At 38.9% G+C, this 11809-nt stretch carries 18 protein-coding genes; 12 read left to right on the top strand and 6 right to left on the bottom strand.

Annotation, left to right across the window (positions count from 1 at the left end):
• Nucleotide 1: 1 nt before the first annotated feature.
• The 3 genes from R7Q39_RS18685 to R7Q39_RS18675 all read right to left on the bottom strand — a co-directional run bounded on the left by R7Q39_RS18685 (nucleotide 2) and on the right by R7Q39_RS18675 (nucleotide 2753).
• Nucleotides 2–199 (bottom strand): hypothetical protein, encoded by a 198-nt coding sequence (locus tag R7Q39_RS18685; protein WP_045592300.1) that lies wholly within the window; start codon nucleotides 197–199, stop codon nucleotides 2–4.
• A gap of 45 nt (nucleotides 200–244) precedes the next feature.
• A complete protein-coding gene (gene dinG, locus R7Q39_RS18680) occupies nucleotides 245–2284 on the bottom strand; it encodes an ATP-dependent DNA helicase DinG (protein ID WP_318076546.1) in 2040 nt (679 codons plus the stop codon).
• 139 nt (nucleotides 2285–2423) lie between these two features.
• A complete protein-coding gene (locus R7Q39_RS18675; RefSeq protein ID WP_318076545.1) occupies nucleotides 2424–2753 on the bottom strand; it encodes a hypothetical protein in 330 nt (109 codons plus the stop codon).
• A gap of 166 nt (nucleotides 2754–2919) precedes the next feature.
• Between R7Q39_RS18675 and R7Q39_RS18670 the strand changes: the two genes are divergently transcribed.
• From R7Q39_RS18670 to R7Q39_RS18620, 11 genes are all read left to right on the top strand, one after another.
• Nucleotides 2920–3216 (top strand): hypothetical protein, encoded by a 297-nt coding sequence (locus R7Q39_RS18670; RefSeq protein ID WP_318076544.1) that lies wholly within the window; start codon nucleotides 2920–2922, stop codon nucleotides 3214–3216.
• A gap of 150 nt (nucleotides 3217–3366) precedes the next feature.
• Entirely contained in the window at nucleotides 3367–3525 is a 159-nt protein-coding gene (locus R7Q39_RS18665; protein ID WP_155399605.1) for a hypothetical protein, read from the top strand.
• Nucleotides 3526–3609: 84 nt separating this feature from the next.
• Nucleotides 3610–4131 carry a hypothetical protein gene (locus tag R7Q39_RS18660; RefSeq protein WP_038128497.1) on the top strand — a complete coding sequence of 174 codons (522 nt, stop codon included), beginning with the start codon at nucleotides 3610–3612 and terminating at the stop codon, nucleotides 4129–4131.
• A gap of 25 nt (nucleotides 4132–4156) precedes the next feature.
• Nucleotides 4157–4753: a hypothetical protein gene (locus tag R7Q39_RS18655; RefSeq protein ID WP_318076543.1), complete on the top strand. Its 597-nt coding sequence runs from the start codon at nucleotides 4157–4159 to the stop codon at nucleotides 4751–4753.
• A gap of 29 nt (nucleotides 4754–4782) precedes the next feature.
• Nucleotides 4783–5010 (top strand): hypothetical protein, encoded by a 228-nt coding sequence (locus tag R7Q39_RS18650; RefSeq protein ID WP_020330765.1) that lies wholly within the window; start codon nucleotides 4783–4785, stop codon nucleotides 5008–5010.
• Between the two features lie 130 nt (nucleotides 5011–5140).
• Nucleotides 5141–5956: a hypothetical protein gene (locus tag R7Q39_RS18645; protein WP_085762218.1), complete on the top strand. Its 816-nt coding sequence runs from the start codon at nucleotides 5141–5143 to the stop codon at nucleotides 5954–5956.
• Nucleotides 5957–6050: 94 nt separating this feature from the next.
• Entirely contained in the window at nucleotides 6051–6395 is a 345-nt protein-coding gene (locus R7Q39_RS18640) for a hypothetical protein (protein ID WP_045592306.1), read from the top strand.
• 179 nt (nucleotides 6396–6574) lie between these two features.
• On the top strand, nucleotides 6575–7348 hold the full coding sequence (locus R7Q39_RS18635; RefSeq protein ID WP_318076542.1) for a hypothetical protein: 774 nt from the start codon (nucleotides 6575–6577) through the stop codon (nucleotides 7346–7348).
• 144 nt (nucleotides 7349–7492) lie between these two features.
• Complete coding sequence (locus tag R7Q39_RS18630; protein WP_021485883.1) at nucleotides 7493–7825, top strand: hypothetical protein; 333 nt, start codon at nucleotides 7493–7495, stop codon at nucleotides 7823–7825.
• A 150-nt stretch (nucleotides 7826–7975) separates the two neighbouring features.
• Nucleotides 7976–8215 (top strand): acyl carrier protein, encoded by a 240-nt coding sequence (locus R7Q39_RS18625; protein WP_021485435.1) that lies wholly within the window; start codon nucleotides 7976–7978, stop codon nucleotides 8213–8215.
• Nucleotides 8216–8290: 75 nt separating this feature from the next.
• Nucleotides 8291–8536: a hypothetical protein gene (locus R7Q39_RS18620; RefSeq protein WP_021486259.1), complete on the top strand. Its 246-nt coding sequence runs from the start codon at nucleotides 8291–8293 to the stop codon at nucleotides 8534–8536.
• A gap of 13 nt (nucleotides 8537–8549) precedes the next feature.
• Here the strand turns inward: R7Q39_RS18620 and R7Q39_RS18615 are convergent, their stop codons facing one another.
• The 3 genes from R7Q39_RS18615 to R7Q39_RS18605 form a co-directional block, all read right to left on the bottom strand.
• On the bottom strand, nucleotides 8550–9272 hold the full coding sequence (locus R7Q39_RS18615) for a radical SAM protein (protein WP_318076541.1): 723 nt from the start codon (nucleotides 9270–9272) through the stop codon (nucleotides 8550–8552).
• Between the two features lie 121 nt (nucleotides 9273–9393).
• On the bottom strand, nucleotides 9394–9648 hold the full coding sequence (locus R7Q39_RS29300; RefSeq protein ID WP_155399608.1) for a hypothetical protein: 255 nt from the start codon (nucleotides 9646–9648) through the stop codon (nucleotides 9394–9396).
• Nucleotides 9649–9900: 252 nt separating this feature from the next.
• A complete protein-coding gene (locus R7Q39_RS18605; protein ID WP_318076540.1) occupies nucleotides 9901–11028 on the bottom strand; it encodes an RNA-guided endonuclease TnpB family protein in 1128 nt (375 codons plus the stop codon).
• Between the two features lie 51 nt (nucleotides 11029–11079).
• On the opposite strand from R7Q39_RS18605, the gene R7Q39_RS18600 reads away from it, so the two are divergent.
• On the top strand, nucleotides 11080–11682 hold the full coding sequence (locus R7Q39_RS18600) for a hypothetical protein (protein ID WP_318076539.1): 603 nt from the start codon (nucleotides 11080–11082) through the stop codon (nucleotides 11680–11682).
• The last annotated feature ends 127 nt before the right edge of the window (nucleotides 11683–11809 follow it).

Raw genomic sequence — 11809 nt, 5'->3', positions numbered from 1 at the left:
CTTAAGGGGTCATTCGCTGTGTCCAGTTTCCAGTTTCAAGTGCTTCTTCCGCCTTGCTCTGATTATCGAAATATTCAGCCGACTCGCGACTAAACGGCATTCCATCTTCACTTGTTCCAATGTAATAGCCAGCAGCAGAACGCATTACTTCAAGAGGAAGTCTTTCGCCACAATCTTGAGCCAGTTTACCATATTTCATAATCATAATTCCTTATTTGTTTTTAATTATTATACATAAGCAGGGTTAAAGGTCAATAATTGACTTGTAATCTGTATTAAGTTTGAAGGGAGGTAAATCTTTCAAAATACTTTTACCATAATTCTTCGTAGCAATTCGATCATCAAGGATAATGCATCGACCTTTATCTCGCTTGGTTCGAATTAAACGACCAACTGACTGAATCATCTTTCTTGATGCCTCTGGGACTGAGATCTCCATAAACGGATTACCACCGCGTGTAGATACCAATTCCGCATAAGCTTCATCAATTGGCTCAGTAGGAACAGAAAAAGGAATTTTAGTCACTACAAGTTGAGTAAGGTACTTACCCTTTAAATCAAGACCCTCTGAGAATCCTTGTGTACCAAAAAGGATAGAGCGACCACCTTTATCAATGGCTTCTTTATGCTTGCTAATGATACGATTACGAGCGCCTTTGCCCTGAATACCAAATGTGATTTTGCTAGATTCAATCTTTTCCTTTAATTGATCAGCAACTTCGTTCATCTGCTTGTACGACGAGAAAAGAACCAAGTGAGAGTCGTAATTTTCGTCAAATAAGTACTCATTTAACTTTTCAATCAATTCATTAGTGAATTCTCTTGAGCTTGGATTAACGTTCATTTGCGGAATGAGTAGTTCAGCGTTATTAGGGTAATCAAAAGGACTACTTAAACGAATAAACTTACTCTCATCTGGCACACCAGAAAGCAACTTAAAGTATTCAAAATTACCAAGAGTAGATAAGGTTGCCGATGTCATTACAACGGCATGAGCAGCATCAAGAAGCGACGATTTAATGGTTTCACTTGCATCCAACAGGGATGAGTGAACGCTAACACGGTTATCCTCGGTAATCGTCAACCATTTCGCAAGCGGTGTCTCATCATTATTGAGAAATTGATTTGTTACATCATGGATGTTTTCTAATCGATAATAATGGAAATTGATATCGCTATTAAACTGATCGTAGTCTGCTGACGAAAAGCTTTCCTCGTTTTCTTCAAGGTAAGTCCTTACACGTCCAATACGTTTTCTTAGCTTTTTCAATGCGCTTTTTAGGTCATTGAATTTTTCATAATCACTGCTTGAGATCTCACCGTTTTTAAAGCGGAATACCTTATCAGTAAAGGGGCATTGCTTAAAGACATTCTCCATCTCATCGAGCGTAATAGAGAAGTCATCACGCACAATAGCCAACTCTTGAAGTTCCTCGGAGCTAACGTTTAGCACCGATGCATGACGCTCAATGTACGTGTACAAATTCATGACCCAAGTCGTTGAACCTGACAAGCTAAATGAACCTGCATGAGCATCACGAATAATGTTTGGAAGATGATGAGCCTCATCAAAGACGTAGATAGTGTTATCTTGCTCAGGAAGGATAATGCCACCGCCAAGTGATAAATCCGCTGCTACAAGCGCATGGTTAGCAACAATTACATTTGCCTTAGAAAGCTCACGTCTAGCGATATGAAATGGACACATTACATGACGTTTACCTTTACAAGTATGTGCGCCACTTGCAATCACGTTCCACAATTTATCTTCAATAGGTTTTTTTAGAGAGTCGCGATCACCTTTCCATTCACCAGACTTCAAATCCGCAAACAGGTTCTTGTAAACCTCTCTATCTTCATGTGTTGGTTTGAAATCAAAGGTAACGTCACCGTTACCAGTGACAATGCCTTGTAGTCTCTCCACACAACAATAGCGCCCCTTACCTTTAGCGATATCGAAATCAATATGTTCGATATGATCTCGGTAAAATGGTAGGTCTTTATCGATTAACTGCTCTTGTAACGCTACGGTTGCTGTAGATACAACAACATGCTTGCCTAAGTGCTTAGCAACAGGAATAGCAGCCATGAGATACCCCAGAGACTTACCCGTCCCTGTACCTGCCTCGGCAACGATAATATTGTTTTCATTATCGCCAGAAATCGCCTTAGTTACTTCGCCTACCAGATAATTTTGGTGCGAACGAGGCTCGAAGTCAGGTAGTGATTCTCTTAGCGATTTGTACGCTTGCTGTACTGACTTCACAATGGCTTCTGATGGCATGTTTTTATTCCTGTTATTAAGCTATTCATTACTACGGAAGCATGATCAAGGCTATCATCGTTCCGTGTTTTATTACTTTTACCCCATAAATGGGGAATATCCAATTTTTTTCTTCACTATGGGAGAAGGGGCTAAACCCCTAATCCTGGCATTCTGTTGCTGTGTATTGAACTGTAACCAGCTTATCCATCTCTTTCAAGGTTAGTGGATTCATCATTTCACGGTCAGCTACGTAGAAATTAAGACCTGCTTTAAGCTCAATACCGCTGCATTCAATCGCCTTTTTAACAGCCATTGATACATCTTCGTTAGACGGCTTTTTCTTGCTTTCTAACGGGATCATAAACCATTTTAGAGAAGCATGTTCCATAACATTGATGTTTGCATTTTCAGAGATATGAACCCAAAGAGCATTAACTTTGCGGAACTTGCTTAAGTCTTGATTGAATTTGATATCTACGTTTTTCATGGCGGTGTCCTTTATTAACTTTATGCACTAATTATACATTTAATGGTTTAAAAGTCAATTCAAATACCTTTAATTTTTAATAATTAAATTATTGACTCGGTAGCTTATTGGTGTATACTTGTAAACAAGAAAGACCACTAGGTCTTGTAACTAAAGAGGACGCACCATGACTACTAATCAAGCATTCAAAAACAACATCGCTCGTTTCAATAAACTTCAAGCAGCTCTTTCTGAGCATGGCTTAAGCATTTCTGGCGGTGTGGTAGTTGATGACACATTACCAGTAGCTATGCACAAGGTAGTTTGTTCAGTTGAGTACCGCAACATTGATCTTGATAGCGAAATTAATCTTGAGGATTTCGAAGAAATTCACGCTTACATCAATGGTGGTCGCGCCAAGCGCATTGAAAAACACGAAAACGAACAAGTGAAAATTCGCGAGTTTTTCGATCAACGCAACTAAATTTAATGGCTGGTGAGTGTTAAGCTCGCCAGCCATATAGCCTTATATTACATTGTTTTTTAATAATTAAAACATTGACCTTTAAAATTATTTATGTATAATTTAACCCAAACATAAAAAAGAAGATGACAGCAAAATAGGGGTCAATTCATGAAATTCTTAGTTATTGATAGCGCAGGGCGTTTCTTATCAAGAAATCAACGTTTTGATACTTATCATCATAATGCCGCTTTTGATTTTAAATCGTTCGATGAAGCTGAAAACTTTGTTAAGAGCCAAGTGGTTTATTGCGAAGTATCTACGCTGTAACTCGCATAACGGGACAATCAACCCTTAATTGACCTCGACTCTTATATATCTGTAATTATAAATAATAATTTTTTCGGAGGCTCTATGGCTAACATTAAGTTCGAAAAATCAGGCAGTAAATCTAACAGAATGTACGTTCCAGCACTAACTAAAGTTGTAAACCTGGTCGTTGGAAAATTACTTCCTGAACATGAAAAACTTACGTTAACCATTGGCTTTAAAAAGCTTCCTAAAAATCAAAACGCGGTTTTGAAGGTTAAAAATGGTAACACCAAAAATTTTGCCATTCATCTTAACAAAGAATCAAGCTTCACTATCTGGGTCATCTACCTTTGCCATGAATTAGTTCATGCCAAGCAGGTTTATACAGGTCAATTGTCTTTTGGAACCAATAACGATCAATTTATTTGGAATAACGGGTCTGAAAGAGTAGAGCTAAGCGTTGCGTCCTCAATTCAACGTGAATCTGACTTTGATTTATACAAAGATCAACCTTGGGAACGGGAAGCTTATTCTCTACAGGATGAGCTATATGATTTTTGCAAAAAAGAGCTTGCCAGTGAAAAGCTTGATTTGGGCGCTGGCTTCCTGATCCCTCTATTTTAATTTAACACATAAAAGAGCACACACCATGACAACCACAGTATTTACGCTTACTCAAGCATATGCATCAGAGCAAAACGGCAATATTCCTCACATTCCGCCAGTGCGTGTATTCTCAACCGAATCTGGCGCATACGATTATCTAGTTGTATTTGCTAAGAATCGCATTCTGGATGCATTTCAAGACTGTTTACGAGACACTTTAGAAGGTGAAGGTTACGACATTGAAGATCTGAATACCGATGAAGGACTAATCGAACAATTCGATCATTTCATTGACCATAAGAGCAATGTTGATATCGTTAACTTGCTGGTTGAATTCGAAGGCGGTGATTTTAACTTCGACATTAGTGAGCACCCAACTCAAAGCCTGGTTGAAATGCTTGAAAATGCTGATTTGGTTGAGATTAACGGTATCAAATTCTCATCGTTTACAATCGATCTTAATGACGAAGAATGCGCGATTTCTTGTGAAACCATTCTGCCAAACCATACGGTTAAAGAATGCAATATTGGCTATACAGCCTTGACTGATGCTGTTTGGAACTCATCAACAAAATATTGGTTTGTTACTGACGATCATGAATCCTATCATGTTCGAACATTCAACTTAGTTCAGCAATAAGTCACGCCGATCCTACAGGAGATTTTTCAATGCCGAATGCCGTAGAAAGTCACCATGACTTGTATCTAAAAGGTAAGCATCACAAGGGTTATCAACCTATGGAAGATGTTTTTCCTGATAACCTCCACTCATGGGAGGTGTACGGATCATTAACTAATGGGATGGAAGCCCACCCTGAAATCCCTCGCGAAAAGTGGCTAGAATTTGACTTTTCTGATGATAATGAACCCATCGAAGATCCTCAGTTTATCGATTAACTGGTAATTGAACTTTTTATTAAGCCCCGTTATGGGGCTTTTTAGTGTATAACCTTATTTTTTAATAATTAAATAATTGACCTAGCCTTTTATTTATGTATAATAGAAACATAAACAAAAGGAGCACACCATGAAACCTTCAATTGAAAACAAACTTTGCTTAGACTACATCTCACTGCCATTTACTGTGCCTGCATCTAAGCTATCACTACCATTTGGAAATTTCACAAGTGATGTAGTTGTTCCCGTTGCGGTAAATAAAAAGTTTGTCATTCTTGATGGCAATACTGCTATCGAACTTCCAGATTACACACCTGTCCAGCAGTTATTTGAAACTATTCGAACAACTGAGCGCGGATATTGGTTTAGTGTTCCTGGTGTGTTTTATGTAGAAGTTTACACAACGGACGAAGGTATTGTTTGTGACATCTGGAACAAAAACCAGACCGTTGTTACTGACTCATCCTACATTTACTTTAGCGAACTGATCGAAGTTAATGAAGACTTTGTAATCAATGAAGGCGACAAGCTAAAGTTAAGCGAAACTTTTGTAAATCTTTCTGAAATGGAAGGGTTTAATTTCGCTTCTCAATTCCACACTATTGCTAGTATTGCAAACGTCGATATCGATGTAGAAAATGATGGCGTTCAAGCATTACTAGTCGATCAAAGCACAAATGAACGCTTTATTGGCATGGATAAAATTAAAGCACACATCGAGAAAAAGGGTGTGTCAATGCTTGAAGTAATTGAAGCCAGTCGTAGCGAAAAGGCTGAACTGCCTCAAAACCTTCTTTTTGACCCTGTACTAAACTTCACTTTGACCACTAACGATCAGGATTATGACACAGTATTCCACCGACTCTACCAAGAAGAACTAGTGATCGAACCTAACGCATTACTATCTGAAGCATATGCGGTTCTAGCAAGCGAGCTGTTCGTTTAAGACCATTAAAGCCCCTAACACCCCAAATAGAGGTTTTTCTTACACGTAAGGCACTTAGATTAAGTGCCTTATTATTTGGTGCAAAGGATCACTTATGATCACTAAAAAAATCAAAGAATCAATCGAGAACTGTAAGCGTATTCATGGAACGCTTAAGAAAAAGGTTTTCCCATGTTATGAGCGAGTTTGGCGGAAAGATGAGTTTGTTTATGTTTGGTCAGTGAGGATTGCAAGCCAACCCTTTAGTAATATGGGAGTTCACGCTGGTTCATATCGAACCACGTCAGCATATCAAACAACCAATAAAGAAAAATTTTGTAAAATGGTCGAAGCTCTTAACGCAGAACACGAACCAGACATTTTTGACTTTGGTAATTGGGATGATTTCGACTGTAAGAGTGCAGATCCCACCATGTTCAACCTTTCAACCAATAAATAGACGCTTTAAAGACCGTTTATATTAAAGACTGCAAGCAGTCAAAACCAATTGCTTTTTTCTCTCTATTTTTTATTTGTTTAAATATTTTGTTGACCGATAACCCTTACTATGTATAATTACTGAACATCTTAGGGATTCCTAAGTAATTAAAAAATAAAGATTCACCAAGGAACATACCAATGAAATTTAAGACTTACGCGCTAATCGCAACAATCGCAGCTACAGCATCAATGGTAAGCACCACTGCTAGCGCTAAATTCCGTTCAAGCCCGATCAGAATCAGCGCACCTGCTTTTAAGCCTGCTCCAGCGCCTAAGCCTGTTAAAATCAGTAAAGCGGCTACACCAGGAAATAAAGTCAAACCTGAAAAAACAGTTACGAACACTTCAGGTTCTAGTGTTACTAAAAATGCAATGTACGGAGCAACTGGTCTAGCGACTGGTTTAATGTTAGGCAATGCAATGGCATCAAGTCGAATTGAACAGATTGAGTCAACTCAATTAATGGAAGCGGAATCGGCGTCAAAATCATCACAAACGACTATGCCGTACACCACAGATACAGATGCGGTTGCATACCCAAAGCTAACACTTGCAGATCTTGCAGAGATTGAATACAAAATGACCCGTTATAAGGTCACAGGTCAACGCTTTACAGATCTTGAAAATCCAACTCTACTAGATAAGATTGCGTTTATTAACATTATTCTTTCTGATACTACCGATAACCTTGTTGATCAATATACCAATTTGACTACAGGATCAGATTTTTCGGAAGACACAGTTGAAAAAGAAAAATCAAACCTGAAAATGCTTGTAGCTCAAGCGTTTATCAATAGCATCACAGAGTCTTACTCATATCAGATTGCGTCTGAAAACGCTGTGAAGCGTCAACAAGAACTGCTTGATGGCGCTATGCAGTATGAAAAAGCCAAAGACAGCGCAAGCCAATAAGCGGTAAAAGGAAACATCAAGCCCTTCATTCGTGAAGGGCTTTTTTATTTCCATCTTCATTTTTAATAATTAAATATATTGACTCTCTGATTTGAGTGTGTATAATTAAAAACATCAAGATAACTTGTAATTAAGGACACCACCATGACTAGCAACTTTGTTAAACTGCACGACGAAACAATCTCTGTTATCCACCCAGAACTAGCGGCTGTAATGAACGGCGAAACGCTTCCTAGCAGCGTGTACGATGCTGTAAGCAACATCAATGAATACGTCCTGGTTGATACAGTAAACCAAAAATCGTTTATTGATAACAAAGAGCACATGCCTCAAGTGGTATCAGTGGCATTACACCGAATTCGCACCTCAACTCCTGCCAAGTTCATGCTAAAGCTTATTGAACTTTATCATCTTGACCAATGTTTTGAACTAGATGAAACAATCAAAGAGCTTCAAACTGAAATTGAAGCCGCATAGGAAATGAAATAAATGGTCGTCTTAGCTAAGGCGACCATTTATTCTTCAAATGATATCTGACCAGCTATTTTTTACTTGCTTAACCTGAATTTATTCAATATTATTTCTCTCGTGCATTATTTAATTGAATAAAAAACAAAGGATTAAGAAATGGCTAATTTAAAAGAACGTGCTATCAAGATTGTTGTTGAGCAACTTGGCGTTGACGAAAGCGAAGTTACTGAAACAGCACATATCAATGACGATCTAGGCGCGGATTCTTTAGATCAAGTGGAACTTATCATGGCTCTTGAAGAAGAGTTTGACGTAGAAATCCCTGATGAAGATGCTGAGAAGCTAGTGACAATTGGCTCTCTACTGAGCTACTTCGAAGGCAAAGTCGAAGAATAATCCTGCGATTATTAGAGGAAAGGAGCGTTAGCTCCTTTTTTCGATCATAACAACGTATTAAATTGAGAGTTCAAAATGAAGTATCACCAACCAACCAAAAGCTTCGTCATCAGCCCTGAATCTATCGAGCAAGTTGCAGATGCTCTTATGCACTCTTTAAAGTGTGTCAGATTGGCTGGTGGCAAGCCGCTCACGCCATATGAGGTTCTTGGTATGGATGACATCGACCATGCACAGGCAGGCATTGTAGAAGCCGCTACAGCGCTTAATATCGATTTGGGTCATAAGCGCTATAACAAAATCGACCTATCGAAAGTTTAATAGAGATCTTAAATCAAGCTACGCTAGATAGGGCAATCAAGTCTTTCTTCCAAGATTTAACAATCTGCCCATTTGTATGGGCTTTGTAAGATTGATCTGCGCCAGGGTTGAGAATAATATCGTGGCGCTTAATCACGCATCCCCGATATTCCATACCTTCAATTTCATTGAATAAAACCATCTTTTTAACAGGTAGCGAGTCAAGATAAGGCACAGACTGCATTTTCTCTGTCCAATCGTTACAAACTGTCAGAGTTGAAAATTTTAAGTGAGCATACTCGCGGTACTTATCAATGAAAGAATCAAGTTTCTCTCTGGTGTTGAGTTGCTTACGATGGATGATTGCATGAATAGTCAAATCAGAAACAAAATCACTCTGCTTAGGCAACTCTCTTTGCGAGTAGAACGAGATGTTGAAGCAGTCAACAATACCGTCAAGGGCTTTAACAACATCGGGCTTTGTGTAATTCGTGGTAAGGATAACCCTAAATCCGTATGATTTAGTCAACTTTGCAATCTCTACAATCTGTGGGTGCAATGTAGGTTCACCACCAATCAGCAAAATGTCTTTAACATTCTTCTTTTTGGCAAACTTAAGAGCTTTTTCGACATGCTCAAGGGATACAAAAACATCTTCGTTGCGATATTCGTCAATGCAGAATGCACATTTCATGTTACAAGCATGAGTAACAATGATATTTAGGTAATCAGCTACGGATTGTTTAACGTCGAACATATCTTTATTCACTTTTATATTTTATTTCACTCATTATACAAAAGTTGGATATTAAGTCAATTTAATAATTAAATTAATAAACCCCGAATAAAATAGGGAAGCTCACGCCTCCCCATTGCAATTACCAGCCTCGAATCCGCTTTCTTGCTTTCTTTCCACCTTTTCCAGAGCTTTGTAGCGCAAGCTGCTCAAAGTACGAGGATGGACGATATGAGCCTTTGTAGTAGGCTTTCACTGCCAATGTAACGAACGTCTGCTTACCATAATCTATATGTCCAATCGTACCTACATTAACATGCGGTTTACGCGTCATATGCTTAGCACCAGAAATAGGGGCTGAAATACCTACTGAATGTCCAATTAAACCTACTCGCATAGAGAGACCCCACATCGAAGATTGCATACGAAGTATGCTGTTATTAATTAATTTATTCAACGAATTGCTCATGGTATGATTTAAAAAAAATAGGATCACACCATGCTTAAACTCATACCAATTCTAAGTGTTAGCGCACTACTGTCAGGGTGCATTTACTATCATGGACGTGATTCTCCCCGCCCTATCGGGCGAGGCTTCTTGAATCGTTTGCCGCAACCTAATTCTTGATTAGGATTTACGCAGGCATCATCAAGCAGAAGCGGTCAATCCAGCCGCTTTTAATTCAATTACACCTGCATTACGCAGGTTTTTGCCTGAGTTGGTATCTCGGCAGTGTACTTCATTACAACTCGGGCAAGTCCATACTCTGATATGGAGCGGCATTTTATCCATCTTGTAGCCGCAACAAGAGCAGGTCTTCGAAGAGGGTAGCCACTGATCGCACTTAATCAACCACTTACCGTACATATCAGCTTTATATGCCAGCTTAGAAATAAATGCTCCCCAAGCCGCATCAGCAATGTGTTTCGCAAGTCGTTTGTTTTTTAGCATGTTGGATGATTTTAGCGTTTCAACAATTATCGCTTGGTTTTCGTCAATAATTCGTTTTGAAAGCTGGTGCTGAAAATCATTCCGAGCGTTAGCCACACGCTCATGTGCTTTAGCAAGCAATAGCCTTGCTTTCGCTCTATTTTTAGAGCTTTTTTTACATCGACTCAGGGCTTTTTGTTTCCTTCTTAGGTTTTTATATGCATTAATTAAAAACCGAGGATTAGCAACCTTATCACCTTTATCGCTAATGAGGTAATCCGTCAGCCCCAAATCGTAACCTGATAGTTTGGTGATATGTTTTGGTTTGGTAGGTGCCTCATTACCGCAATCAACCAGAATTGAAGCATAAAATTTACCTGTGCTGGATTTAGAGATGGTAATGCTTTTTAGCGCCCCGCTTATCTCTCGGTGGATCTTAGCTTTGATTGGCTTGCATTTCGGGATCTTGATTGCGTTTTCAAGGATTTTTAGACCAGTGCAATGGTAACTACTCTGATAACCATGTTTACGCTTAAACTTGGGAAATTTAGCTTTTAGCTTTGGATTGAAAAAGTTCGAGAAAGCTTTATCAAGATTGATGATCGATTGCTGCAAAGAAATGGAATCGAAATGACTTAACCATGAGTACTTTCTTGATTTCTTTCCAAGAGATAACAGTGGCTTTATCTCTTTTTTAAGGTTTAATGAAATGCTTTTCTTTTTGTAAAAGTGAGTCTTTATGTGCAGAGCTTTATTATACGCAAAACGAACCGCGCCAAACTGAGATTCAAGAAACTCAGCTTGTTCTATCGTTGGATAAATACGTATCTTCGTTGCTCGTAACATTTCAATAAAACACTATGAATTTATTGAATAATATCTTATAAACAACTAGAAATGTCAATAATTATCTCTGTCGAGATAACCGCCTTATATCCCCGCCCTGATCGGGCGAGTGTTTACGGCGGAGTTGCTAATTATCGAAGTTTAGACTACAGCAAACCCGATGCCACACTTTCATGGGATAGCTTCAGAACAAATGAGCACCCTCAAAGATACAAGCTACACCTAAGCCGATTGTACGACATTCGTAATGACCGAAAAGTCAGAAATACAAGGTTTGACGATTTCAGTATTACCTTGGAAGCCCACAACCCTAAAGACGGGGAGGATGGCATTCCTGATTTTGATCCCAATCGCAGTTATCAGTGGCGAGAGGATAAGAATTTCAAAATCGAAGGTCATCACAAGTTTGACCCAGAAACATGCACCCTTACATTAGAAAACAAATGGAAGGATTTCTCAATAAGGCTGCAAGGTAGAATGCTTGATGCTAACTATAATCGCTACCTGAATTACCCTATGGAGTTTAAGGTCATTGAGACGACTGATAACCAATTCAAAGATGCCAAGTTCTACGGCGACACAAGCGAATATACATGCGCTGTGTTATCGATTATGGACGCTACTACTTTTGAAAGGCAACCGCCTTTGTGGTGATCTCCTTAAAGCCTTCAATGATTCTGATTTGGATTGTTTTGAGGGCTTTACCCTTTGAGTGATGTACTCAAAGGTTTCGAAATCCCTGTTCTTAGCTGCTTTAACTGCCAGCTTAATCTCGTCCTGG

Origin of the sequence: Vibrio sp. 947, assembly GCF_033339115.1 — a bacterium.
In the GTDB taxonomy this organism is placed as follows: Bacteria; Pseudomonadota; Gammaproteobacteria; order Enterobacterales; family Vibrionaceae; genus Vibrio; species Vibrio alginolyticus.
The sequence above is the reverse complement of the archived record's forward strand: the minus strand, read 5'-3'. Positions and strand labels throughout refer to the sequence as shown.

What these genes read in the sequence shown, in the direction of transcription:
- R7Q39_RS18685 (WP_045592300.1), bottom strand. Translation starts at nt 199, where the DNA reads ATGAAATATGGTAAACTGGCTCAAGATTGTGGCGAAAGACTTCCTCTT.
- dinG (WP_318076546.1), bottom strand. Translation starts at nt 2,284, where the DNA reads ATGCCATCAGAAGCCATTGTGAAGTCAGTACAGCAAGCGTACAAATCG.
- R7Q39_RS18675 (WP_318076545.1), bottom strand. Translation starts at nt 2,753, where the DNA reads ATGAAAAACGTAGATATCAAATTCAATCAAGACTTAAGCAAGTTCCGC.
- R7Q39_RS18670 (WP_318076544.1), top strand. Translation starts at nt 2,920, where the DNA reads ATGACTACTAATCAAGCATTCAAAAACAACATCGCTCGTTTCAATAAA.
- R7Q39_RS18665 (WP_155399605.1), top strand. Translation starts at nt 3,367, where the DNA reads ATGAAATTCTTAGTTATTGATAGCGCAGGGCGTTTCTTATCAAGAAAT.
- R7Q39_RS18660 (WP_038128497.1), top strand. Translation starts at nt 3,610, where the DNA reads ATGGCTAACATTAAGTTCGAAAAATCAGGCAGTAAATCTAACAGAATG.
- R7Q39_RS18655 (WP_318076543.1), top strand. Translation starts at nt 4,157, where the DNA reads ATGACAACCACAGTATTTACGCTTACTCAAGCATATGCATCAGAGCAA.
- R7Q39_RS18650 (WP_020330765.1), top strand. Translation starts at nt 4,783, where the DNA reads ATGCCGAATGCCGTAGAAAGTCACCATGACTTGTATCTAAAAGGTAAG.
- R7Q39_RS18645 (WP_085762218.1), top strand. Translation starts at nt 5,141, where the DNA reads ATGAAACCTTCAATTGAAAACAAACTTTGCTTAGACTACATCTCACTG.
- R7Q39_RS18640 (WP_045592306.1), top strand. Translation starts at nt 6,051, where the DNA reads ATGATCACTAAAAAAATCAAAGAATCAATCGAGAACTGTAAGCGTATT.
- R7Q39_RS18635 (WP_318076542.1), top strand. Translation starts at nt 6,575, where the DNA reads ATGAAATTTAAGACTTACGCGCTAATCGCAACAATCGCAGCTACAGCA.
- R7Q39_RS18630 (WP_021485883.1), top strand. Translation starts at nt 7,493, where the DNA reads ATGACTAGCAACTTTGTTAAACTGCACGACGAAACAATCTCTGTTATC.
- R7Q39_RS18625 (WP_021485435.1), top strand. Translation starts at nt 7,976, where the DNA reads ATGGCTAATTTAAAAGAACGTGCTATCAAGATTGTTGTTGAGCAACTT.
- R7Q39_RS18620 (WP_021486259.1), top strand. Translation starts at nt 8,291, where the DNA reads ATGAAGTATCACCAACCAACCAAAAGCTTCGTCATCAGCCCTGAATCT.
- R7Q39_RS18615 (WP_318076541.1), bottom strand. Translation starts at nt 9,272, where the DNA reads ATGTTCGACGTTAAACAATCCGTAGCTGATTACCTAAATATCATTGTT.
- R7Q39_RS29300 (WP_155399608.1), bottom strand. Translation starts at nt 9,648, where the DNA reads ATGCGAGTAGGTTTAATTGGACATTCAGTAGGTATTTCAGCCCCTATT.
- R7Q39_RS18605 (WP_318076540.1), bottom strand. Translation starts at nt 11,028, where the DNA reads ATGTTACGAGCAACGAAGATACGTATTTATCCAACGATAGAACAAGCT.
- R7Q39_RS18600 (WP_318076539.1), top strand. Translation starts at nt 11,080, where the DNA reads ATGTCAATAATTATCTCTGTCGAGATAACCGCCTTATATCCCCGCCCT.